17 protein-coding genes, 1 pseudogene and 1 riboswitch are annotated in these 24,074 nt (G+C 64.9%); of the genes and pseudogenes, 9 read left to right on the top strand and 9 right to left on the bottom strand.

Translation table 11 applies throughout. The annotated features are described in order from the left end of the window. Window positions 1-336: 336 nt before the first annotated feature. Window positions 337-2,118 (top strand): cation:proton antiporter, encoded by a 1,782-nt coding sequence (locus tag PTE31013_RS20315; RefSeq protein WP_150614446.1) that lies wholly within the window; start codon window positions 337-339, stop codon window positions 2,116-2,118. Window positions 2,119-2,253: 135 nt separating this feature from the next. Here PTE31013_RS20315 and ribB read toward each other — a convergent pair whose 3' ends face one another. After that, window positions 2,254-2,928, bottom strand: a complete 675-nt coding sequence (ribB, locus tag PTE31013_RS20310) for a 3,4-dihydroxy-2-butanone-4-phosphate synthase (protein WP_246174768.1) — start codon at window positions 2,926-2,928, stop codon at window positions 2,254-2,256. A gap of 184 nt (window positions 2,929-3,112) precedes the next feature. Next, a riboswitch (FMN riboswitch) is annotated at window positions 3,113-3,292 on the bottom strand. A gap of 217 nt (window positions 3,293-3,509) precedes the next feature. After that, the gene (locus PTE31013_RS20305; RefSeq protein WP_150553128.1) at window positions 3,510-3,710 is read right to left on the bottom strand and encodes a heavy-metal-associated domain-containing protein; all 201 of its coding nucleotides are present in this window, start codon (window positions 3,708-3,710) and stop codon (window positions 3,510-3,512) included. A 270-nt stretch (window positions 3,711-3,980) separates the two neighbouring features. Here PTE31013_RS20305 and PTE31013_RS20300 point away from each other — a divergent pair, with 270 nt between their 5' ends. The 4 genes and pseudogenes from PTE31013_RS20300 to PTE31013_RS20285 all read left to right on the top strand — a co-directional run bounded on the left by PTE31013_RS20300 (window position 3,981) and on the right by PTE31013_RS20285 (window position 8,527). Beyond that, window positions 3,981-6,533: a heavy metal translocating P-type ATPase gene (locus tag PTE31013_RS20300; protein WP_150614444.1), complete on the top strand. Its 2,553-nt coding sequence runs from the start codon at window positions 3,981-3,983 to the stop codon at window positions 6,531-6,533. Window positions 6,534-6,709: 176 nt separating this feature from the next. Beyond that, complete coding sequence (locus tag PTE31013_RS20295) at window positions 6,710-7,516, top strand: endonuclease/exonuclease/phosphatase family protein (protein WP_150614443.1); 807 nt, start codon at window positions 6,710-6,712, stop codon at window positions 7,514-7,516. Between the two features lie 7 nt (window positions 7,517-7,523). Then, window positions 7,524-7,913: pseudogene (gene cueR / locus PTE31013_RS20290) on the top strand (Cu(I)-responsive transcriptional regulator); the annotation flags it as partial. A 473-nt stretch (window positions 7,914-8,386) separates the two neighbouring features. Further along, window positions 8,387-8,527 (top strand): DUF3563 family protein, encoded by a 141-nt coding sequence (locus PTE31013_RS20285; RefSeq protein ID WP_017234185.1) that lies wholly within the window; start codon window positions 8,387-8,389, stop codon window positions 8,525-8,527. Between the two features lie 349 nt (window positions 8,528-8,876). Here PTE31013_RS20285 and PTE31013_RS20280 read toward each other — a convergent pair whose 3' ends face one another. The 3 genes from PTE31013_RS20280 to PTE31013_RS20270 form a co-directional block, all read right to left on the bottom strand. Continuing rightward, entirely contained in the window at window positions 8,877-9,542 is a 666-nt protein-coding gene (locus tag PTE31013_RS20280; protein ID WP_150614441.1) for a DUF799 domain-containing protein, read from the bottom strand. Further along, window positions 9,539-9,910 carry a DUF4810 domain-containing protein gene (locus tag PTE31013_RS20275; protein WP_150614440.1) on the bottom strand — a complete coding sequence of 124 codons (372 nt, stop codon included), beginning with the start codon at window positions 9,908-9,910 and terminating at the stop codon, window positions 9,539-9,541. Before PTE31013_RS20275 ends, PTE31013_RS20280 begins: the two co-directional genes overlap by 4 nt. Window positions 9,911-10,038: 128 nt before the next feature. After that, window positions 10,039-10,680 (bottom strand): CsgG/HfaB family protein, encoded by a 642-nt coding sequence (locus tag PTE31013_RS20270; RefSeq protein ID WP_150614439.1) that lies wholly within the window; start codon window positions 10,678-10,680, stop codon window positions 10,039-10,041. A 295-nt stretch (window positions 10,681-10,975) separates the two neighbouring features. On the opposite strand from PTE31013_RS20270, the gene PTE31013_RS20265 reads away from it, so the two are divergent. Beyond that, on the top strand, window positions 10,976-11,452 hold the full coding sequence (locus PTE31013_RS20265) for a nuclear transport factor 2 family protein (RefSeq protein WP_150614438.1): 477 nt from the start codon (window positions 10,976-10,978) through the stop codon (window positions 11,450-11,452). 45 nt (window positions 11,453-11,497) lie between these two features. Here the strand turns inward: PTE31013_RS20265 and PTE31013_RS20260 are convergent, their stop codons facing one another. Beyond that, entirely contained in the window at window positions 11,498-12,808 is a 1,311-nt protein-coding gene (locus PTE31013_RS20260; RefSeq protein ID WP_150614437.1) for an Nramp family divalent metal transporter, read from the bottom strand. 148 nt (window positions 12,809-12,956) lie between these two features. On the opposite strand from PTE31013_RS20260, the gene imuA reads away from it, so the two are divergent. From imuA to PTE31013_RS20245, 3 genes are read left to right on the top strand one after another with little or no spacing between them, the layout of a single operon-like run. Continuing rightward, on the top strand, window positions 12,957-13,826 hold the full coding sequence (imuA, locus tag PTE31013_RS20255; RefSeq protein ID WP_174978649.1) for a translesion DNA synthesis-associated protein ImuA: 870 nt from the start codon (window positions 12,957-12,959) through the stop codon (window positions 13,824-13,826). Beyond that, window positions 13,756-15,285 carry a Y-family DNA polymerase gene (locus tag PTE31013_RS20250; RefSeq protein ID WP_174978648.1) on the top strand — a complete coding sequence of 510 codons (1,530 nt, stop codon included), beginning with the start codon at window positions 13,756-13,758 and terminating at the stop codon, window positions 15,283-15,285. Before imuA ends, PTE31013_RS20250 begins: the two co-directional genes overlap by 71 nt. A gap of 21 nt (window positions 15,286-15,306) precedes the next feature. Then, window positions 15,307-18,597, top strand: a complete 3,291-nt coding sequence (locus PTE31013_RS20245; RefSeq protein ID WP_150614434.1) for an error-prone DNA polymerase — start codon at window positions 15,307-15,309, stop codon at window positions 18,595-18,597. A 71-nt stretch (window positions 18,598-18,668) separates the two neighbouring features. On the opposite strand, the gene PTE31013_RS20240 is transcribed toward PTE31013_RS20245, so the two are convergent. The 3 genes from PTE31013_RS20240 to PTE31013_RS20230 form a co-directional block, all read right to left on the bottom strand. Then, window positions 18,669-20,039 carry a nucleobase:cation symporter-2 family protein gene (locus PTE31013_RS20240; protein WP_150614433.1) on the bottom strand — a complete coding sequence of 457 codons (1,371 nt, stop codon included), beginning with the start codon at window positions 20,037-20,039 and terminating at the stop codon, window positions 18,669-18,671. Window positions 20,040-20,484: 445 nt separating this feature from the next. After that, window positions 20,485-22,002, bottom strand: a complete 1,518-nt coding sequence (locus PTE31013_RS20235) for an HDOD domain-containing protein (protein ID WP_150614432.1) — start codon at window positions 22,000-22,002, stop codon at window positions 20,485-20,487. Between the two features lie 18 nt (window positions 22,003-22,020). After that, a complete protein-coding gene (locus PTE31013_RS20230; RefSeq protein ID WP_174978647.1) occupies window positions 22,021-23,793 on the bottom strand; it encodes a putative bifunctional diguanylate cyclase/phosphodiesterase in 1,773 nt (590 codons plus the stop codon). Window positions 23,794-24,074: the final 281 nt, after the last annotated feature.

Here is a 24,074-nt window from a genome sequence, read left to right as displayed (position 1 = left end):
TTGCGCGTGTGTCAGCCCATCGCGTATATTGATCCGGCGCTCGTCGCTGGCCGGAGATTCGTCTGGTTCTTGCCGATCCGGTCCGATCACGGGGCCGGAGATCCTTCGGGAGGATCCATAGGCGCGCGGCCCGAGGGCAAACGCCCCAGCGTCGACCGCGCGAGCGGGTGAACGCGCGCAACGTCTATCAAGCTGGCGGCACACGGCCGGCTTCCCACCTTCATCAAGCATCACGTCTTGCCTCATCGCGGCGGCCCGTCAGGGACGCGGCGCATGGCGGGCGTGAGATCAAGAACAGCAAAATCGGCGCAACGCGCTGCGGGGAGAACGTATCGGATGCATCACGCCATCGACTTCATTCAGGATCTGGCCGTCATCATGCTGCTGGCAGGCGTCGTGACGGTCATCTTCAACCGGTTTCGACAGCCAGTCGTGCTCGGCTATATCGTGGCGGGCGTGATCATCGGCCCGTACACACCGCCGTTCGCGTTGATACATGACGAGAAGACGATCGGCATCCTGGCCGAACTCGGTGTCGTATTCCTGATGTTCTCGCTGGGGCTGGAGTTCAGCGTGCGCAAGCTCGCGCGGGTGGGGGTGACGGCATTCGTGGCAGCGATCACCGAGATCGTCCTGATGCTTTGGCTCGGCTACGAGATCGGCCGTTTCTTCGGCTGGAAGGCGATGGACTCGATCTTCCTCGGCGCGATGCTCGCCGTCTCGTCGACCACCATCATCGTCAAGGCGCTCAATGAACTCGGCATGAAGCAAGAGCGTTTCGCCCAGCTCATCTTCGGTGTGCTGATCGTGGAAGACGTGCTCGCCATCGGCATGATCGCGTTGCTCTCGGGCATCGCCATCAGCGGCTCGGTGGATGCCGGCGAGGTCACCTTCACGCTGGGCAAGCTGCTGCTGTTCATGGTCGTGTCGCTCGTCGTCGGCATTCTGCTCGTACCGCGCATTCTCGCGTACGTGGCGAAATTCAAGAGCGACGAGATGCTGCTGGTCGTCGTGCTCGGCCTGTGCTTCGGCTTCTGTCTGCTGGTGATCAAGATGGGGTACAGCGTGGCGCTCGGCGCGTTCCTGATCGGCGCGATCATGGCCGAGGCGCGTGAGCTGCATACCATCGAACGGTTGATTGCACCGCTGCGCGACATGTTCAGCGCCGTGTTCTTCGTCACCATCGGGCTGCTGCTCGATCCGCTCGTGCTGACCACTTACCTCTGGCCGATTCTCCTCATCACCCTTGCGGTCGTGCTCGGCAAGATCGCGTCGTGCGGGCTGGGGGCGTACCTCTCGGGTCAGGACGGCCGGACCTCGATGCGCGTGGGCATGGGCCTGTCGCAGATCGGTGAGTTCTCGTTCATCATCGCGTCGCTCGGGCTGTCGCTCAAGGTGACGAGCGACTTCCTTTACCCGATTGCCGTGGCAGTGTCAGTCATCACGACGCTACTGACGCCGTACCTGATCAAGAGCGCCGATCCGTTCACCGGTTGGCTCGGCCGCGTGATGCCCGGGCGCCTGTCGTATGTGCTGGGCCAGTACACGCAGTGGTTGCAGAGCATTCATCTGACGGGGGATAGCGCGGCGCTTGTCACGATCGTGCGTCGCATCGTGGCGAGCGTGGCGATCAACCTGGCGCTCGTCGTGACGATCTTCCTCGGCGGCGCGTTCTTCTATCGGCGCCTGGCCGAACTGATGTCGCCGTGGGTGCGCGATCCGAGCCTGCAAAGCGCGGTGGTCTGGGGGGGCGCGCTCGTGCTGTCGCTGCCGTTCCTGATCGCGGTGTACCGCAAGCTCAAGTCGCTCTCGCTCTTGCTCGTGGAACTGTCGGTGCCACCGAGCCTGACCGGACGCTACACGTTCCAGGTACGTCGTGTGGTGGCCGAGATTCTGCCGATTGCCGCGATGGTCGGGGTGATCTTGCTGGTGGCGGCGTTGTCGGCGAGCATCCTGCCGTCGACAGAGATGGTCACGCTGATCGTGGCGGGCACGGTGGTGTTGGCGATCGTCATGCGAAGCTGGTTCGTGCGCATGCACGCGAAGCTCCAGATCGCCCTCAAGGAAACGCTCGAACACCAGCCCGATAGAGAACAAGGCGGCGGCTCCCCGCATTGAGCGACGGTACGTCGAAGCTCAGGCGAGGGGGCGTGCGTGTACCGCGTGCCGTCCGGGCCCATGATGCGGCCCTCGACGATGCCGTGATTCGGGGCGCGGCAGTGTCGCCCCGCGTGTTCCGGCCGCGCCGCTCGCTCAGGCTGCCTGGGCGTGACTGAGGCGATAGTGCGCCAACTCGTCGATGGTCAGGATCGGCAGGCCATGCTGCTCGGCGAAGCGCTCGATGTCGGCGCCGCGCGTCATCGTGCCGTCCGGATTCATCAACTCGCACAGCACGGCGGCCGGTTTCAATCCGGCAAGCGTCGCGAGGTCGACCGAGCCCTCGGTGTGGCCGCGACGCGTGAGCACGCCGCCCGGCTGCGCGCGCAGTGGGAAGACATGGCCCGGACGGGACAGGTCGGCGGGCTGGGCGTCGTCGGCAATGGCGGCGCGAATCGTGGTGACGCGATCGGCGGCGCTCACGCCGGTGCTGACGCCCTGACGTGCTTCGATCGTCACGGTGAACGCCGTGCCGTAACGGCTCTGATTCTGCTCGACCATCGGCGGCAAATCGAGACGGCGAAGGGTCTCGTCAGGCAGACACAGGCACACGATACCGCTGCATTCGCGAATCAGCATGGCCATGGTGGCCGGGGTGATTTTCTCGGCGGCGACAATCAGATCGGCTTCGTTTTCGCGGTGCAGGTCGTCCATGAGAATGACGGGACGGCCCTCTCGCATGGCGTCGAGCGATGCGGCCAGACGAACGTCGACCGGCGCCAGATTGGCGAACGCCGGGTAGGCGAGCAGATCGTCGGTTGCGTGGGTCATACGGGGTGTGCCGGCGGCATCGGTCGTGTGGGAGGACGATGCGACGCCTTGTGGTACGGGTTGCCGGGTGCTTTGGATAACGGACATGAAACGCTCCTCGCGTCAATCAATAGGGCGAAAAACGTTTTCGGGGCATGCGAACGGACGCCTCCATGGGACGGCATCCCGTGGCGCGTGGGTATCGACGCATCTTCTCTCATCCGGACTATGACCGTCGGCTCTGGCTTCGCACCAGATCTGCTGACCCTGCCGGTGTCACGGAAGCGACGGTGGCAGGCGCTCGCGGGCTCATGACACACGCAGCTTGCACTGCGTGGCGCCATATACCGCCGGTGGGGACTTTCACCCCGCCCTGAAGACGTGTGTGCCGCACGCATGGCACCTCGCAGTCACTGATCGCGTGGCGTCGTTGCGTATTCGGCGAGAGAGAGCGTAGCACAAGGTGTCGCTGCGCTGCAGGGAAGACTGCGCAGCGCGTGCGGGTATGGCGAGGGGGCGGTCGGCGTCGATCGGGGAGGAAGGCAGGCGCGGACGTCGTGCCGATGCGAGCGTTGCACGACATCCGGGGTGCCGGGGGATGCTCAGGCGTGCGTGCCTTTGACCGTGTAGCCGGCGTCGGCGATGGCCGCGCTGACTTCAGTGGGCGAGAGACGGCTTTCGACGTCGACGCGGCCCGAGTCCAGATCCACGTTGACCTTGGCGGCGGGATCGCGCTCGGTGATCGCACGCGTGACGGCCTTGACGCAATGACCGCAGCTCATACCTTCGACTTGCACTTGCATGTTGTACTCCTTGAAAGCGGGTTCGGTGACAGTGATCAGACGAATCGATGATAGACCTTCCCACGGAAGGAAGCTCAAGCGCTATTTTCAGTGTAATCGTCGGATTGTCTGGACGTTGCCCAAACCCAAGCCACGCTGGGGGCGCTATCGTAGTCCATGACGAGACTGCCATGCCGGGGCGTGCGACATATTGACGCCGGCCGCTTGACCTTCCCTCGATGGAAAGGTCTATCCTCAATGCATGATGACAGTCCTCTTGGAGATCCTGAAATGATTCGGAACTGGTCGGTCGGTATCGAAGGCATGACCTGCGCCTCATGTGTGACGCGCGTCGAGAAGGCGTTGCGGCATGCGCCGGGTGTGGCCAGTGCCAACGTCAATCTCGCGACCGAGACGGCGGCCGTGGAAGCCGCGCCCGGCGTCACGCCTGGGGCGCTGCTTGGCGCGGTCGAGACGGCTGTCAATGACGCGGGATATCAGGTGGCCGAGCAATCGTTCGAGCTGGCGATTGGCGGTATGACGTGTGCATCGTGCGTGGGGCGTGTGGAGAAGGCGCTTCGCCAAGTGCCCGGCGTGGTCGAGGCAAACGTCAACCTAGCGACGGAGCGTGCCGCCGTGCGCGGCGTGCGCGGCGTGGTCGACATGGTGACGCTCACGGCGGCGGTCGAGCAGGCGGGATACGAAGCGTCGCCAGTCGCCGATCCGGCGCAGGCGGCCACGTCCCATGACGGTCCGGCGTGGTGGCCAGTGGCCGTGGCGGCGGCGTTGTCCCTGCCGCTATTGGTGCCGATGCTGATCGAGCCGTTTGGCATTCACCTGATGCTGCCGCCGTGGGTGCAATGGCTGCTTGCGACCCCGGTGCAGTTCTGGCTCGGCGCGCGGTTCTATCGGGCGGGTTACAAAGCGGTGCGCGCCGGCACCGGCAATATGGATTTGCTGGTGGCGCTGGGCACATCGGCTGCCTATGGGCTGAGTCTCTACGAGTGGTGGCGCGCGCCGGCGCAGAGCATGGCGCACCTGTATTTCGAAGCGGCGGCCGTGGTGATCACGCTGGTATTGCTCGGCAAGTGGCTGGAAGCGCGGGCAAAGCGTCGCACGGTGGAAGCGATCCGTGCGCTGGCCGCCTTGCGTCCCGAGACGGCGCGCGTGTTGCGCGATCCGCACGGCGCGGCGAGCGAGGTGATGGTGCCGTTGGGTCAGGTGAAGGTGGGCGACTGGGTGGTGGTGCGCGCCGGTGAGCGGGTGCCCGTCGACGGTGTCATCCGCGAGGGGGCGAGCCAGCTCGACGAATCGCTGCTGACCGGCGAACCGTTGCCCATCGACAAAGCGGGCGGCGACGGAGTCGTCGGCGGCTCGATCAACGGCGCCGGTACGCTGCGGGTGGAAACGACGGCCGTCGGCGCCGATACGGCGCTGGCCCGCATCATCCGCATGGTCGAAGACGCGCAGGCGGGCAAGGCCCCGATCCAGCGGGCCGTCGATCGGGTGGCTGCGGTGTTCGTGCCGGTGGTGGTGCTGGTCGCCGTCGTGACACTGGTCGTCGGCTGGGGGCTCGGCATCGGCCTGGAGGCCGCGCTGCTCAATGCGGTGGCGGTGCTGGTTATCGCGTGCCCATGTGCACTGGGGCTGGCAACGCCTGCCGCGATCATGGTGGGCACCGGCGCGGCGGCGCGCCAGGGCATTCTCATCAAGGACGCCGAAGCGCTTGAACTGGCGCACCGGATTCGTGTCGTGGCGTTCGACAAGACGGGGACGTTGACCGAAGGCAAGCCGCGCCTCGTGGCTTATCTGCCGGTGTCGGGAACGCGTGCCGATACCTTGCTGCGGTGGGCCGCTGCAGTGCAGTCGGGCAGTTCGCATCCGTTGGCGAAGGCCGTTACGATGGCCGCGGCGGAAGCCGGGCTGACCTCGGCGGTGCCGACGGCATCCGACATCGTCGCGCTGCCGGGCCGAGGCATGCGGGCGCGTATCAAGGAAGTCGAGGATATTAAGGTCGCGGGAGATGGCGGGGCGGGGAAGAATGTGGGTGCCTCGAGCGACATTCACACGCTGCAGTTGGGGAACGCGCGGTTGCTTGAGGAACTGGGCGTCTCGCAAGGGGCGTTGGCGCAGGAGGCGTCGCGTCTGGCGAGCGAGGGTCGCACCATCTCGTGGCTGGTCGAGACCGCTGAGGGGGGCGCCGGTGTCGATGCGCCGGCGCGGTTGCTCGGCCTGTTGGCATTCGGCGACACGCTCAAAGCGACGGCGCGGTCGGCTGTCGAGCGCTTGCATGCGCTGGGCGTGCGTTGCGTGATGGTGACGGGTGATAACGCCGGGAGCGCCAAGGCGGTGGCCGATGCATTGGGGCTCGACGAAGTGCATGCCAATGTGCTCCCGGAGCACAAGGCGACGGTGATCGCACAACTCAAGCGCAGTGGCGCGATCGTAGCGATGGTGGGCGACGGCATTAACGACGCCCCGGCGCTGGCAGCGGCCGACGTCGGCATCGCCATGGGCTCGGGGACCGATGTGGCCATGCAGACGGCAGGCATCACGCTCATGCGCGGCGATCCGCTGCGGGTTGCCGATGCGATCGATGTCTCGCGTCGCACATGGTCGAAGATCCGTCAGAACCTCTTCTGGGCCTTCGCTTACAACGTGGTCGGGATTCCGCTGGCGGCATTCGGGCTGTTGAGCCCGGTGGTTGCGGGTGCCGCGATGGCGCTCAGCAGCGTCAGTGTGGTGAGCAACGCGCTGCTGCTGCGGCGCTGGCGCTCGTCAACGCAAGCGGCCACCCCCGGCCCGGCCGCGCGGATTGGCGAGACCCGTCGCGCCAGCGCCTGAGGACCGGTTGCCCGGGCGCAAGGCGAACGGCGCATAATGATTTCGTTAGGGAGACGCAACGGCAGAGACTGGCGGGTGCGTCGCCCGGGTTTTTTTATTTGGCTTGAATTACGTCGAAAGCGGCATCATTTGACTGATATCGTCTGCCTTCCGGCGCGGAGTGAATGCTGCCGAACATGAATAGTCTCCATATCGCGAGTTACAACATCCACAAGGGCTTTTCTGTATTCAACCGTCTGCGCGTGCACGAGCTACGTGCCGGGTTGGAAGGGCTTGCCCCCGACGTGGTTTTCCTGCAGGAAGTGCAGGGCCTGCATCAGGGGCATGCGGTGCGCCACAGGAATTGGCCGGTGCAGCCGCAACACGAGTTCCTGGCGGGAGCCACATGGCGCGATCACGCGTATGGTCGCAATGTCGTCTACGAACAGGGGCATCACGGCAATGCGATTCTGAGCCGTTACCCGATCGTCAGGTCGGACAACCATGACATCACGACCTATAGTTTCGAGAAGCGCGGCATGCTTCACTGCGAGATTGCCGTGCCGGGTCTGAAGCAACCGTTGCATTGCCTGTGCGTGCATTTGTCGTTGGCCGGCCGCGGTCGCCGCCGCCAGTTTGAAATGTTGACGGAACGTGTGGCCGAGGCCATTCCCGCGGATGCTCCGCTGATCATCGCGGGCGACTTCAATGACTGGAGCAATCAGGCAGATCGGTTGCTGGCGGACAGGTTGGCGCTGACCGAAGTGTTTCAGAACCGCGCCGGGCGTCCGGCGCGCAGTTTTCCGAGCGGCTTGCCGCTTTTACGACTTGACCGCATTTACGCACGAGGCTTTCATATCGAAGGGGCGCAGGTTTTACACGGACGCCCCTGGTCACGGATTTCCGATCACTCGCCGATCAGCGCCCGACTTGTGCCGTCCGACGCAGACAAGACGATGAACGGGTCCTCCACCCCGTCGTTCAACCCGCGTTCCCCCCAGTGAGGCAGCCATGAACATCGGACAAGCGGCGCAGGCCAGCGGCGTGACGGCCAAGATGATCCGGTACTACGAAAGTATCGGCCTGATGCCCCCGAGTCCCCGCTCCGAGGCAGGTTACCGGCGATACGGCGAGCAGGATCTCCACCTGCTTCGCTTCATTCGTCAGTCAAGGCGGCTGGGTTTCGGGATCGATCAGATCCGCCAGTTGCTGGCGCTATGGCAGGATCGCGACCGATCCAGCGCGCAGGTGAAGGCGTTGGCGCAATCTCATGTCAATGAACTCAACCAGCGCATCGGTGAGTTGGTGGCCATGCGCGACACGCTCTCCCATCTCGCCGCGCACTGTCACGGTGATGATCGTCCCGACTGTCCGATACTGGATGGGATTGCTGCCGCCGAACTTCCCGGCCATCCGGGCGGCAAGGCGGAGCGTCCCGCGAGCGCAATGGTGTCGGCCGCGGCGACCGATGCCCCGACTGCGTCGGGCGGGGCGGGCGGCTCGGTCGGTGACGGCGAGGGGCAAGTTCGTCACGTCCCGCAGACGTAAATCGTCAAGCCCAGGCGTCATGCCACCGACATGATGGTCTGGTGCCCAACCTCCCGTACGACGCGCCGCAGCAGCGGCGTTTTTTTTGTCTCGTTAATTTTGACACCCCCTGCGACAGAGGGCCGCAGCGGGGGTGTTGTGCTGTGTTGAAAGTCTTTTATCTTGTTGATTTTAAATGATATATTTTGAAATCAAAGGCATTCGAAGCGAGCCTCTAGCAGATTTTGTGTGTTTTTCGCAAATAGGGTCTAACCCTTAACGGGAAAACCCTATATAATGCGAAGCACTGCTGCGATGCAGCACACTAAATGAACTGGAGAAACGTCATGGTTGCCGCCCTGTTTGAAGTCGTGAACACTTGGTTTGAAACTGCTGAGCGTCGTCGTCGTGAAGCGTTCCTGGCTGAGTCGAAGGACATCATTGAGCTGGAACAACGTATCCGCGCGCTCGAAACCGCCGGTTACTAAGCAAGTCTGTCGCAAGTTCTTCTGGACAAACGGTCGTCGCTGGCGCAATCAGGCAAGTCGATCGTCACAACGGGCGATTCCCGTCATTCATGCGATGACGTGCGACGGCGCCCAACCGTGAGTCCGGATGCCAATCCCAGCCGTTTCGGGGTTGGTGCCTGCAAGCCCGCCACTCTTGGCGGGCTTTGTCGTTTACGTCCTTCCCTTTCGCGTAGCCGGGCGGGCCCGCATCGACTTCTCGATCCTGAACTCGGTGGAAGGTGCCGCACCGTTGGCGAGTGAGCGCACGCCGTAGTATGTGTCGCTCGTGACGGTGAGCAACGCACCGCCACGAGCGTGCGGGATGGCCTCAGTCGGTGCCGTACTTCGGCGACCGCGGGCCGTAGAGCAGGCCGTTGGCGTGCCCGGCGGACAGCAAGCGCGCATTGGCGGTGCCCGCGACCGTGTAGCCGGCGTTCGACACGCTGTTGACGATCTGCTTGACCGCTGCCGTGATCAGCATGCCGATCAGACCGCCGCCACTATTGTTGTTCCCCTCGTTGTTCGATGCGCTGGCCGCACCGCTCCATAGTTTGGCACCGTTGCGCAGATCAATGAGGTCGGCCGAGACCGTCACCACCGTGGCGCTGTCGAGCACCATGTACTTCGTGCCGTATTGCGTGATCTTGATGTAGAGCGCGGCGTCGGCCCCGAAGATCTCGCGCAGCTTGGCCGGACTCACCTGGTGGATGTCGCCGGCCACGGTCAGGCCGTTCTGGCGAAATGACTCGTCGACCAGGGCGACGGGCATCACATAGTAGCCAGCCTCACCCAACGGCACAGTGACCTGCGAGAGTACGCTGTAGGTCGCATCGATGTCGGGCGATTCGTTCAGCGGCGGCAACACCAGAATCGACTTCGGCCGGCTTTCCTTGAACGCGGTGTAGTCGTACGGCTTGGCCTGATGCACCGCGCAACCGGACATGACGGCGGCCAGTGCCGCTACCGTCAGCCATTGACAGAGTCGAACGATCATTGCTTGGCCTCCGGGGTCTTGTGCTTGAGGAGAAAGTCGATGTAACCGGCCGACTCGGGGAACAACTGCTTCTCGGTCTGGAATTCCTCGACCATCCTGTCGGACTTGCCCACCGACGCGTAGAGCAAGCCAAGCTGGGCGTGATAGCCCGGCGGCACGGCGCGATTGGCGGCCTTGATCTTCTCGAGATCGCGCTCGAGCGCGATGATCTGCGCTTCCTTCGATTCTCCCTTGAAGTATTCGTAGACTTGAGGCTGGTAGCTTTCCCAGTCGTACAGGGGCTTGGGCGGCGTGGCGCAGCCTGTGAGCAGCGCGCCACCGAGGATGGCCACCGCGGCGGCACGGCTCGATGAGAACTTGCGATTCATGGCGATAGATATCCTGACAGGCTAGCGGCGGCGCACGTCAGCATCGCGCTCCGCCTGCACGTGACGTGCGAGGTCGGGCGCGTCATGAACGACGCACCGCTGCATGCGAAAACGAAGGGGCGGCGGACTTACTTGCCGGGCTTCCAGGCACCGCTTTCGATGCCTGCGACCAGGTTGTTGACGGCTTCGCGCATGGCCAGGTCAAGGACCTTGCCGTTGAGCGTGGAGTCATAGCCCGCGGTGCCACCGAAGCCGATCACTTCACGATTGGACAGCGCAAACTCTCCCGCGCCGCCGCTCGAGAAAACGACTTCCGAGGTGGCGATGTCGACCACGTTCAGGTTGACCTTGGCATAGGCGATCTGCTCGCGGCCCCGGCCGAGAATGCCGAAGAGTTGCTTGTCGCCCACTTCCTTGCGGCCGAACTCGACGACGTCACCGGTGATCACGTAGTCGGCGCCCTTGAGCGTTTGCTGGGTCTTCTTGATGTCGGCTTCCTGACGGATCTCGGCCATGTTGTCGCGGTCGAGCACGTTGAAGCGGTGGGTCTGCTGCAGATGGGTGATCAGGATCGTCTTGGCCTGGCTGCCGAGGCGGTCGACATTATCGGAAAAAACGCCACGCATGTACGCGGAACGGTTGTCGAACTTGCCGACGGCGATCGGGGTGCGCACGCCGACGTAGGGACGGCTGGCACTTTCGACCTTGGCGACTTGCAAGGTACGCGAGCTTTCGGTGGCGCAGCCGCCGAGCACGCCGGCGGCGAGCATGACGGCGCTGAACAGCGCAATGCGGGACTTGCTTTTCTGCACGGTGATACCCCTGTATGTGTTATTACCCGGCGGGCGAAGCGCGGTGGCGTCGGCCTGCGACGGGCATCTGGTTCCCTTGCCGATCGACTGGCTTTGCTTTTGTCAGGTTTGGTAAGGGGTGCTGATCTTAGCATGCACAATCGTCGTGTCGGTGCGCTGCGGGAGGTGTGCGCGGGCCTGCGCCAAGCGGCGAGTGCAGCTTGGCGATACACTCGCACGGTCTTCCCCTCACAGTTTTGATAGGAGTGTTGTCATGGCCGACAGTGATGCCCGCCCGCCGTTTCCGCCATTCACGCGTGAGACTGCAATTCAGAAAATTCGTATGGCAGAGGACGGTTGGAACTCGCGTGATCCTGCGCGGGTTGCGTTGGCCTATACCGTCGACAGCCGCTGGCGCAATCGCGCCGAATTTCCGCGTGGCCGCGAGCAGATCGTCGAATTCCTGACGCGCAAATGGCAACGTGAACTCGACTATCGGCTGATCAAGGAACTGTGGGCATTTACCGAGAACCGCATCGCGGTGCGGTTCGCATACGAATGGCGAGACGATTCGGGCAGTTGGTTCCGTTCGTATGGCAACGAGAACTGGGCGTTCGATGCGCAAGGCCTCATGGCCGAGCGCCATGCCAGCATCAACGACTCGCGCATCACCGAAGGCGAGCGCCTGTTCCATTGGCCGCAGGGACGGCGTCCCGACGATCATCCGGGATTGACCGAGCTCGGGCTGTAAGACGGACTGGGACGCTGGCGCGCGTCGCGTCGCCGTTCATGCGCCTCAGTCCAGCCCCACGATGAGCAACAGGTTGGTGGCGGTGATGACGGCGAAGAGGCCCCACGAGAGCACTTGGGCGGGACGTCCGAGGGTGTTGCCGTTCATCAGGCGCGGGTCGCTGACCGAGCGGATGAGCGGCCACATGGCGAATGGCAGTTGCAGGCTGAGCAGCACCTGACTCCACACCAGCAGTTTGCCCACGGCGCCGTCGCCGAGCCACAGCACGCCGATCAGCGCGGGCACGAGTGCCAGCCCGCGCGTGATCAGTCGACGCTGATAGCAGGGGATCCTGGCGTGCAGAAAGCCGTCCATGATGACCTGCCCGGCGATGGTCCCGGTGAGCGTGGAACTTTGTCCCGACGCCAGCAGGGCGATGCCGAACAGGAATGCCGCCGCGCTGCCCGCCATCGGCGTGATGAGCCGATACGCCTGCTCGATGTCGGTGACGTTGGTCTGGCCGCTGGCGTGAAATACCGAACCCGCCAGTATCAGAATGGCCGCATTTACACACATGGCGAGCGCGAGCGAGACCCAGGTGTCGAGGCGCACCAGTGCGAGGGTGTCGCGCACGTCGCCGCGTTTGCCGCCGACCACCCGCCGCGTCTGCACGACCGACGAATGCAGGTACAGGTTGTGCGGCATGATCGTGGCACCGACGATACCGAGTGCCAGCACGATGGCCTCGTGCCGGTCGTGGCTGGGCGCGCCCGGCACGAGGCCGGCGGCCACCGCGTGCCAGTCTGGCGGCGCCATGGCCACTTGCGCGACGAAGCACAACGCCATCGTTCCGATCAACCCGAAGACGATGGCTTCGATCTGACGGAAGCCCTTGCCTTGCAGGCCGAGCACGATCATCGTGTCGAACGCGGTGAGGGCGATGCCCCAGGCGATCGGCACCCCCAGCAACAGCTTGAAGGCGAGCGCACAGCCCAGGACCTCGGCGATATCGCAGGCGACGATCGAGATCTCGGCCGTGATCCATTGGACGAGGCGCCCCGCCCGCCCGTAGCGATCGTAGCTTGCCTGCGCGAGGTCGCGCCCGGCGACCAGCCCCAGCCGGGCGGCGAGCATCTGGAGAAAGATGGCGGCGAGGCTCGAGAGCGCCACCACCCAAAGCAGCGAATAGCCGAATTGCGACCCGGCCTGGATGTCCGTCGCCCAGTTGCCGGGGTCCATGTAGCCGATGGCGACGAGCAGGCCCGGGCCGGCAAAGCGCTTGAGTTTGATCCAGCGCGGTTCGCGTGCGTCGATGACGATGCTGCCTTTGACTTCGGAAGGACAGAAGGGTGCAGTGGCAGTGGTCGGTAGCGGCATGAGGGAAGGCAATCGGTCGATGACGCCAACGGTAGCCGGGCTGGCGCCCGCCCGCAAGCACGATCATGACGGCGGGCAAGGGCACGGATATCCGGTCAATCGCAGAGGAACTGCTATACTGTACATTCATACAGTATTTGGGTGCGCGATGACCCTGCCGCTTTCCTCCTTGCCTGCCGGGCTGTGGCGTGCCAGTGAACTAGCGCATTGCCACCGCGCTGGCCACACCACCGGCTTTGCCGCGCTCGACGCCGAGTTGCCCGGCGCCGGGTGGCCGCATGGCGCGCTGACGGAGTTGTTGAGCGAGCGGTCCGGAATCGGTGAATGGCGGTTGCTGGCCCCGGCATTGCGCGATCTCACGCAGGCGGGCCAGCCGGTGGTGGTGATTGCGCCGCCGATGCTGCCGTATGCCCCGGCGCTGGCGGGATGGGGGATCGATCTGCGCTGGCTCAGTGTGGTGATGCGTCCAGTGCATTCGGCACGTCAGGCGTCTCGGGCGCGCGGCGGGCATGGCATGAAGGCGGAGGATCGCGACATGCTCTGGTGCGCCGAGCAGGCGCTCAAGAGCGCGTGCTGCGGCGCGGTGCTCGCCTGGCTTCCGGCTGCGACGCCGGAACAGATCCGGCGGCTTCAGGTGGCGGCCGGTGGCGGCGAGACGCTGGCCTGGGTAGTGCGCGGACCCGCCGCCGTCGCGAGCGCCTCGGCGGCACCGTTGCGGCTGGGGCTTGCCGTCGGGCAGGGGAGCCGCCTCGGCGTGCAGTTTCACAAGCGGCGCGGGCCACCCCGCCTCGAACCGCTCTGGCTGACGTTGCCCGCGCCATACGCGTCTGTCCCGCAATCGGTGACGGGGGCGGCTGACGATGCGAGGCCGGTGCCTGTCAGGCCGGGTCCCGCACCTTCGTCCGCACCGTCTACGGTGTCTTTGGTTTCTGCTTCCGGAGTCTCGCATGGCTTGCTGGATCGCCCTGCATCTGCCGTATCTGGCGCTCGAGGTCGCGTCAGCGCTCACACCCGCTGATGCGCTGACCGACACGACGGTCGTGCTGGCACAGTCGCGTGTCTGGCAGGCGAGTGAGGTGGCGCAGGCCGCCGGGGTGCAACCCGGTATGCGCCGTGGCGGTGTGCTCGCGTTATTGCCGCTGGCGCGATTTCACGATCGTGACGAAGCGGCCGAGACGGTCGCGCTCGAAGCGCTGGCGCTGGCCTTGTTGCGCTTCGGTCCTGACGTCGCCATTGCCTCGCCGCAAAGCGTGCTGATCGACGTCGCACCGAGCCTGCGCCTGTTTGGCGGCCTGGCATCGCTGGCGGCGCAGGTGCGCGAGAGTGCCGAGGCGCTCGGGCATCGGGCGTCGTTGGGCATTGCCGCCACGGCCAGCGCGGCGGTGCTGCTCGCGCGTGCCGGCGTCCCCTGCGAGCATCCGTTGCCACCAACGCCGATGGCGCTGCCGCCCTCCCTCGATCCGCTCTCGGTTGCCTGGCTGCCCGAGGCGCAGCCGTGGCTCGACTGGCTCGCGCAAATCGGTTGTGCGACGTTGGGCGAACTGCGCGCGCTGCCTGCGGCGGGCGTGAGGCGCCGCTGCGGCGCGGAATTGCCCGCTGCGCTTTCCCGGGCCTATGGCCAGATGCCGGAAGCGCCGGCCTGGTATCGCGCGCCGCCGCATTTCGAGGCGGTGCTGCCGCTGCCGTCGCTCACGCATGACGTGGACGTGCTGCTCTTCGGTCTGCGCCGTCTGCTCGCCCAGCTCACGGGATGGCTTGCCGCCGGGCAACTGGCCACGCGCGCGCTCACGCTGGTGCTCGAACACGAACCGCTTGGGCGGCAGACGCTGGCACCGACGCGTTTCGACATCCGCCTTGCCGAAGCGAGTGCGGCGCCCGCGCACTTGCTGTCGTTGTGCAAGGAACGGCTGGCCCGCTCGCCACTGGTGGCCCCGGTGCTGACGTTGCGGCTCGATGTCACGCAGACGGCTCACCATGTGCCGCAAAGCGGCTCGCTCCTGCCGGAGCCGGGACGCGCCCGGCAGGATTTTGTGCAACTGATGGAGCGTGTGGCGGCGCGGCTGGGCGACGCGTCTGTGCGGCGTCTGCAGGTACGCGGCGATCACCGGCCCGAGGCGGCGTTCGTCAGCCTGCCGTATGGGGCACCCGACAGCCCCGCCCATGCCTCCCACGGCACGGCGTCCGGCGCGGGCCGTCATCTGCCCGATGGCGGTGAGTGCCTGCCGCCACCGCGTCCGGCGTGGCTGCTCGAAGCGCCGCAGCGCCTTGGTGTGCGTCAGGAGCGCCCATGGCGGCAGGGGCCATTGCAACTGGTGAGTGGTCCTGAGCGTATCGAAGCCGGCTGGTGGGAGCCGGGCACCGTCACGCGCGACTACTTCATTGCGGCCGATACCACCGGGGCGTTACTGTGGGTGTTTCGTGAACGGCCCGTGAATGGGGCGGATGCCGCGTGGTACTTGCATGGCCTGTTCGGTTGAGTCCGGCGGGTTCGCTGCGTGATGAATTTCGACGATTTCCTGCCGTGGCAAGGCCCGACCGAAGGGCTGGCCGCCAATGACGAGCCTGCCGATACCCCGGGCGCCGATCCGCGTGCCGCCGACGATGGCAGCCTGCCGGCCTATGCCGAACTGCACTGTCTGTCGAATTTCTCGTTTCAGCGCGGGGCGTCGCATCCGGAGGAACTGATCGCACGGGCCGCGCACCTGGGCTACACCGCGCTGGCCATGACCGATGAGTGCTCGCTGGCCGGTGTTGTTCGCGCGCTCGCCGAGGCGGTGCAGCATCCGTCGGTGTCGTTGATCGTGGGCAGCGAGTTTCGTCTGACGCCCGAGGACACCGCATCCGCGCTGGGCCGCGTGCACCTGGTCGCGCTTGCGCAGCATCGCGAAGGCTACGGCAATCTCTCCGAGATGATTACACTCGGTCGCATGCGCGGCCCGAAGCGCAGTTATCGTCTGCATGCGCGAGACTTCAGCGCGCCGGCAGCCGGGCAGGCCCATCTGCGCGGCCTGCCGGGGTGCCTGATCATCCTGGTGCCGGAGGCCGGTGCGAGTTCCGAGCGCACGCTGGCCCAAACCCGCTGGGCGGCGCAGACGTTCGGCGCAGGACGCGTGTGGCTTGCGCTCGAACGCCGTCACCGAGCCGACGACGACGCGCATCTGGCCCGGCTGCGCGCGATCTCCACCGAGTGCGACGTGCCGCTCGTCGCCACTGGCCATGTCCTCATGCACGTGCGCTCGCGCAAGCCGTTGCAGGACATGCTCACCGCCATTGGGCTGGGCAAACCGGTGCAGGCTTGCGGGTTGGCACTTGCCGCCAATGCGGAGCAGCATCTGCGCACGCGGCTGCGGCTCGCATGGCTCTATCCGCCGGACGCCCTGGCGCAAACGATCGCCATCGCCTCGCGTTGTCATTTCGATCTGCGCAGCCTGCGTTACGAGTATCCGGAGGAACTGGTGCCCGCCGGGCATACGCCGGTGACGTATTTGCGTCAGGAAGTCGAGGCCGGGGTGGCGCAGCGCTATCCGAACGGGGTGCCGCAGAAGGTGCGTCATCTCATCGAGAGCGAACTGACGTTGATCCGGGAACTGGAGTACGAGCCGTATTTCCTGACGGTCTACGACATCGTGCGTTTCGCCCGCAGCCAGAACATCCTGTGTCAGGGGCGCGGGTCGGCGGCCAACTCGGCGGTGTGCTATTGCCTGGGGATCACGGCCGTCAATCCAGACGAGGTGCAGGTGCTGTTCGGGCGGTTTCTGTCGAAGGAGCGCAACGAGCCACCCGATATCGATGTGGACTTCGAGCATCAACGGCGCGAAGTGGTGATCCAGTACATCTACGACAAGTACGGCACCGACCGGGCGGCGCTGGCCGCGACGGTGATCTCGTATCGCATGCGCAGTGCGGTGCGCGACACGGGGCGGGCGCTGGGCATCGATCTGTCGATTGTCGAGCAGGTCGCGCAGAGCCAGCAGTGGTGGGACGGTCGCGAGAATCTGCTCGCGCGCATGGCGGCGCAAGGGCTGTCGCCCGATGCCCCGACCACGCGGCTATGGGCCGATCTGGTCGCACGGCTGATCGGCTTTCCCCGGCATTTGTCGCAGCACGTGGGCGGCTTCGTGATTTCGCGCGACAAGCTCTCGCGGCTGGTGCCGATTGCGCCGGCAGCGATGGACAAGCGCTACGTCATTCAGTGGGACAAGGACGATATCGAAACGCTCAAGCTGCTCAAGGTCGACGTGCTGGCGCTTGGCATGCTGAGTGCGTTGCGCCGCACGCTCGATCTGCTCGGCGAATGGCGCGGTGCGCCGATCTCGCTGGCGGACATTCCGCGCGATGATCCGGCGACGTACGGCATGATTCGTCGCGCCGATACCGTCGGTGTCTTCCAGATCGAGTCGCGTGCGCAGATGAGCATGTTGCCGCGCCTGAAGCCGGACAAGTTCTACGACCTGGTGATCGAGGTGGCGATCGTGCGGCCGGGGCCGATTCAGGGCGGGATGGTGCATCCGTACCTGCGTCGCAAGCAGGGCAAGGAGGACGTGGTCTATCCACGCGAGGAGATCAAGGCCGCGCTCGAGCGCACGCTGGGCGTGCCGATCTTTCAGGAGCAGGTGATGCAGATCGCGATGATCGCCGCTGATTTCTCGCCCGGTGATGCCGATCAGTTGCGTCGTTCGATGGCGGCCTGGAAGCGCAAGGGCGGGCTCGAGAAGTTCCAGACCCGCATCATCGACGGGATGCTGAAAAACGGTTATCCGCGCGAGTTTGCCGAGGCCATCTGTCGCCAGATCGAGGGCTTTGGCGAGTACGGCTTTCCGGAGAGTCATGCGGCGAGCTTCGCGCTGCTCGCCTATGCGAGTGCGTGGCTCAAGTGCCATGCGCCGGAGATGTTCCTGTGCGGGTTGCTCAACAGTTTGCCGATGGGATTCTATTCGGCGTCGCAGTTGGTGCAGGATGCACGGCGGCATCATGTCGAGGTGCGCCCGGTCGATGTTTGCGTGAGCGATGTCGAATCGCGTCCCGAGGCGCGCATCGGGCGGTATGGCAATGCCCGCCGGCCGGCGGTGCGACTGGGGCTGTCGCTGGTCAAGGGCCTGTCCGACGACGGGGCGCGGGCGATCGAGCGCGCGCGTCGGCAGCGGCCGTTGACCGACATCGACGATCTGACGGCACGGGCCGCGTTGTCGCGTCGGGATCTCGACGCCCTGGCGGCCGCCGATGCGCTGTCGGCGTTGCTCGGCGGTCGGCGGCAGGCGCGCTGGACGGTCGCCGCATGGCAGCCGCCCACGCCGCTGCTGGGGGCGACGGCCTTGCGCGACGCGGCGCCGGGCAGTGCCGACGAGCAGGTGGCGCTGCCGCCGATGCCCGAGGGGCAGAACATCGTGGCCGATTACGCGAGCACGGGGTTGACGCTGCGGCGTCACCCTCTGCTGCTGTTGCGCGAGACGCTCACGAGGATGTGGGTGCGAACGGCGCAGGATTTGCAGACAGAGGGCGTACACGGGCGCCGGGTGCGCACGGCGGGCATCGTGACGGGACGGCAGCGCCCGGGCACGGCCAATGGCACGGTTTTCGTCTCGCTGGAAGACGAAACGGGCGTCATCAACGTGATCGTCTGGCCCGATCTGGTCGAGTCGCAGCGCAAGGCGTTGTTGGCGTCGTCCTTATTGGGGGTGGAAGGGGTATGGCAACGCGAGGAGCGTGTGACCCATCTGGTGGCCCATCGCCTGGTCGATCTCTCGTCGATGCTCGGCGAACTCACGGTCTCGAGTCGGAACTTTCACTAAGGGGACTTCAACGGAATACTCCCGCGACATCCGCCGGCGCCGCCACGCGCCGACGGATGTCGCGCCGTCGCTCAATGCGAGGCGTCGGCCTGCTTGCCGGCCGCTTGCGCGAGTGCGCTCGCTTCGGCTTCGCTGCGCAAGCCGTTGAAGTGCGCGTTGAGCAGCACCGCGCTGATCGACGCGAGCAGAATGCCGCTATGGAAGAACGGGGCGAGCGCATGCGGCAGTTTCATGAAGAACTTGTCCGACGCCACCGGAATCATCCCCACGCCAATACTGATCGCGATGATGTACAGGTTGTAGCGATTCTTCGAGAGATCCACCGTCGAGAGGATCTTCACACCCGTGGCCGTCACCATGCCGAACATCACGATGCCCGCGCCCCCCAGCACGAACTGCGGCACCGACGCCACCACATGCGCCACCTTCGGAAACAAGCCCAGCACGATCAGGATCAGGCCGCCCATCGCACACACCCAGCGGCTCTTCACCCCGGTCACGCCCACCAGCCCCACGTTCTGCGAGAACGAGGTGTACGGGAACGTGTTGAAGATGCCGCCGATCATCGTGCCCAGCCCGTCGACACGCAAGCCGCGCACCAGCGTCTTCCTATCGACCGGCCGGCCGACGATGTCGCCCACCGCCAGGAACATGCCGGTCGATTCGATGAAGGTCACGAGCATGACCAGCGTCATCGTCGCGATGGCAATCGGATCGAAGCGCGGCACGCCGAAATGGAACGGCATGACGAAGCCGAACCACGGTGCCTCGGACACGCCCGCAAACGACACCTTGCCGAGCGCCATCGCCACGATCGTGCCGAACAGAATACCCAGCAGCACCGCAATATTGGCGAAGAAGCCGCGCACGTACTTGGTGACGAACAGAATGCACAGGAGCACGGCGAACGATACGCCAAGATAAAGCGGATTGCCGTAGTCGGGATTGCCGAAGCCGCCGGCCGCCCAGTTGATGCCCACGCCCATGAGCGAGATGCCAATCACCGTGATGACGGTCCCGGTCACCACCGGTGGAAAGAGCCGCAGCAGCTTGCCGATGAGCGGCGCGATCAGTATGCCGATCAGGCCAGAGGCAATGGTCGCGCCATAGATATCGAGCAGTCCGAGATCGGGATTCGTGCCGATGGCGATCATCGGTGTGACGGCGGTAAACGTCACCCCCATCATGATCGGCAGACGCAGGCCGAAGATCCACAGGCCGAGTGTCTGGATCAAGGTGGCGATCCCGCAGGCGAACAGATCGGCGTTGATCAGGAACGCAACCTGATCGACCGACATCCTGAGCGCGCCGCCAATGATCAGCGGCACCGCCACCGCTCCCGCATACATCACCAGCACATGTTGCAGGCCCAGCGTGAACAACTTGGGGAGCGGCAGGCGCTCGTCAACCGGATGCACCGGTACAGCAGCGGATTGCGTCATGTCTTCTCCAGGTGCGACGGAACGAATTGATTTACACGGTGGAACCGAGCGTAAATTTTTTACCGGAGCACAGCGAGAGCGGTCAAAAAGCAAAACGGACCGTCGGGCGGGCGGCGTGACCGGTCATCGGCGCGCCGTCACGGAAAAAAGCTGAGGCATCGTGACAGGGTACGCTTGTCGGCGCGGCCGTGGTCGACGGCTCGGGAAGCCTTATACCGTAAGGAGAAAGCGCCACGGGGTGCGGCTGATGAGGCGCGGCGGGTAGCGATTCGCCGCGTGCGAATCGTCCAGCGCCGGACGGCCGACGCCCGCCGGGCGCGGAGGATCATATCGAATCCGCAATACTAAAGATTGCGGTTGACGTATGAATCTTGGAGACACCGAGATATGGGAATGCCGGCATATGGGAATGCCGGGATGCCGCAACGCGGCGAGGCCGGGCGACTCAGCGTCCGCCGGTCGTGCCTGAGGCCTTGCGGGTGAGCATGTCGCTGGCATGGCCGGGATTGCCCGCATGGCCCGCGCTGACATTTTGCTGCGACACGCTCTCGAGCTTGCTGGAGATCTCGTCGCCCATGTGCTGCAGGAATTCCAGCTCTTTCGCGCCGATGCCTCCCGCGCACAGCGCGCCGCCCCAGTCGCCGTAAAGCAGCGCCACGGTCTGGTTTCGTTGGCGAATCGGTAGCAGGAAGAACGACTTCACGTCCGAGAAATGCTCACGATGCCACAGCGGAATGCGAGGCACGATACGCGGCTCACGGGCGTTGTCGATCAGAATCGCGCGGCCGTTGGTCAATGCCAGATGGAAGACGTCCGGCGCGAAAGCTTCGGGAAACGACAGGCCGAGCACGGGCTGCACGTCGCGACCAATGCCGAAGCGCATCTCGAACGACTTGTTCGCCTGCACGCGCACGAAGGCCGCGCAGTTGGAGAAGCCCAGCGACTGCATGATCGCTTCAAGCGTCAGGTTGAGCAGACCGACGGCGTCCGTCTCGCCGGTGGCAGCCCGCACTTCCGAGAGGCCAGCCGCCAGACGCCGCGCCGAGTCCAACGGCTTGCCCACGGGGGCCTGACCCGCGCTCGACGCCCGGGTGCTGATCGCCATGAATTCCTGGTGGCTCGAGTCGCGCACCATTTCCTCGCTCACGGATACCACGTCCCTCACGTCCAGGGCGAGCCGGTCGGCATAGCGCTCCGCCAGTTCGGCCAAACGCTCCGGGTCGGCCCCGCGCGTGAGTTCCGTCACCATCTCGTTGGACATGTTCGCCACGGCGCACAGCCAGTCGGCGTGCGAGAGCGGGGCGTCGCCCTCAAGGTCGATCGGACGCATGCTCGTCGCGATTGACTCCGGCAAGCCCCACTTGCGGGCCGCCGCTTCGGCCAACTCGGGGAACGAGATGGCCAGCACCTGCTCGCAGGCGTCGCTGTCGCTGATGCCTTGCTCTGCGGCGAGGGCCTGGATTTGCTGCCATTCGGCCGGGAAGCAATAGGTCACGAGCAATCGTGCGACATGGTGCAGCAGCGTGCAGACCACGGCTTCTTCACCGTCGCGAATGCCGTTCTTGGCCGTGATGTCGCGCGCGAAAGCACTGGCGAGCGTTGCGCGCGCGAGTTCGCGCGCCATGTCGTCGCGGTGTGCTGCGACTTCGCTGAAACCCTCAAGCAGTTTCAGGCTCAGGGCGAGGTGACCGATCGTATCGACGCCCAGAATCATGATCGCGCGCGAGACCGTTGTCACGTTGCAGCCGAACGGCGCATACATGGCAGAGTTGGCCAGGCGGATCACCTTCTGGGTGAGGGCGAAGTCGGAGAGGACCGACGAGGCCAGATCGGCCGTGCTCGTGTTCTCGCTTTGCATGGCCGCCACGATGCCGGTGACGGAGCGTTGCAGCGACGGGAATTCGCCGCGCTCGGCCAGGCGCTGCCACAGCAATTCGAGCGTTTTTTCTTTGGTAGGGCTCATGGTAGCGGGTTTATCCGGTCAATGGCCGGCATCCACATTGAGACGCCCGCTCGCAAAGGCCGCCTCCAGTTCTCCCGCGGGCAGGGCCTTCGACACCAGCCAGCCCTGGATGGAATGGCAGCCGCGCTCGATCAGCATCTGCCGCTGTTCTTCCGTCTCGACGCCTTCGGCGACCGCCGACAGCCCCAGCTCGCGCGCCAGTCCCAGGACGGCGGTCACAATCGTACGGTCGTTCGGTGACGTGGGCATGTCTTTCACGAAGCTGCGGTCGATCTTGAGCGCGGAGAGCGGGAACCGCTTGAGGTATCCCAGGCTCGAGTAACCGGCGCCGAAATCGTCGACGGAAAAGCGCACGCCCAGCGTTTGCAACTCGCGCAGCACCAGGTTGGCCTGCTCCGGGTCGCGCATGAGCACGCTCTCGGTAATTTCCAGCACCAGTCGGTGACCCTCTACCCCGGAGTCGGCAATCGCCTGCCAGACCAGGCTCGGGAACGATGGATGGTGAAATTGTTGCGCCGAGACGTTGACCGACATGTACAGCCCGTCGAGCCGGGTGCGACCCCAGCGCGCGAGTTGCATGCAGGCCGCGCGCAACGCCCAGCCGCCCAGCAGGTTGATCAGGCCATTGGCTTCGGCCAGCGGAATGAATTCGGCCGGTGAGACCGGACCGAGCGTCGGATGCCAGCGCATGAGCGCCTCGACACCCTTCACGTTCAGTGAAATCGGATCGCAGATCGGCTGGTAATGCAGGCTGAATTCACCGTTGTGAATCGCCTCGAACATCGCCGATTCGAGCGAGAACGCCTTGCGATGCAGGTCGCCCAGATCGTCCGTATAGACGAACAGGCCGTTACGGCCGCGATCCTTGGCGCAGTACATGGCGGCGTCGGCGTGCTTGATGAGCAGGCCGGCCGAGTCGCCGTGCCGAGGATAAAACGACACACCGATACTCGTGGTCAGGTGCAGCAACTGGTCGCCGACCTGGAACGGTTGCTGCACGGCCGAGAGCAGGCGCTTCATGATGCCGCCGAGCGCCTGTTCGTCGTCGCAGCCGGGCAGCACGAGCACGAACTCGTCGCCGCCCATGCGCGCGGCCATGTCCGTCTCGCGGATCTGCGCGATCAGGCGTTGGCCGGCGTCGCGCAGGAGCTGATCGCCCACGTCGTGACCAAGCGAGTCGTTGACCTTTTTGAAGCCGTCCAGATCGAGCAGGGCGACGGCAAAGTTCGGCCCGCCTTCACGGGCGTGCTGGATGGCTTCGACGATGCATTGGTGAATGTACTGACGATTGCCCAACCCGGTCACCGCATCGCGCACCGCCAGATCGGACAGGCGCGCTTCGTTTTCCTTGAAGGCGGTGATGTCCTCGCCGTGCACGACGAAGGTTGCGCTCGCACCAGCGATACGGGGTGTGAACTGGGCAATGCGAAGACGCATCCAGACCCGGTCGGTAAGACCGCGCAGCAGGCGTACCGTGCACTGTTGGGGACCGAGCATCTGGGCGGCGGAGAAGGCGTCCTGCAGTACCGGCACATCTTCGATACCGGTCAGCTCGAAGAGCGTCGCGTGGTCGACATACTCGCGCGAATACTCGAGCAGGCGCAGGGAACTTTCGGCAATGAAAAGGAAACGGCCGTCGGCTGCAACATGTGCCGAGAGTCCGCCGGTCAGCTCGACCAGCGCCCGGGACAATGCCGGGGCCGGCGCCGGGGCGTGGGCCTCGACGATTGCCGGTGCCAGGGTCGAGGGTTCGACCAAAGGAACGCCGGCGGGGAGTCGATCTGAACTCATTGTTGTTGTCTGTGCATGCATCACGTCGAGCGCGCTGCGGCCCATGTGTTTCCCCGTTCAGGCAAAGGCGCTCATGGCCGAACCTTGGTCCGGCAGGTGTCCGATGGATTGTGGGCCATTATAACGAAAGACGCCAGCGATTTTGGTAGCGGGAATCCCCGATTCATGCCGCTTTCCACAGGTTTTCCCGCGTAGGGTTTTTTCTGACAAGGCGATCGGGGGTTATGCCTGCGTGACAACTGGCTTACGGCCGATATTTGGCCGGAAACGCTTGTCATATG

Origin of the sequence: Pandoraea terrigena (assembly GCF_902459705.1) — a bacterium.
Lineage (GTDB): Bacteria > Pseudomonadota > Gammaproteobacteria > Burkholderiales > Burkholderiaceae > Pandoraea > Pandoraea terrigena.
The sequence above is the reverse complement of the archived record's forward strand: the minus strand, read 5'-3'. Positions and strand labels throughout refer to the sequence as shown.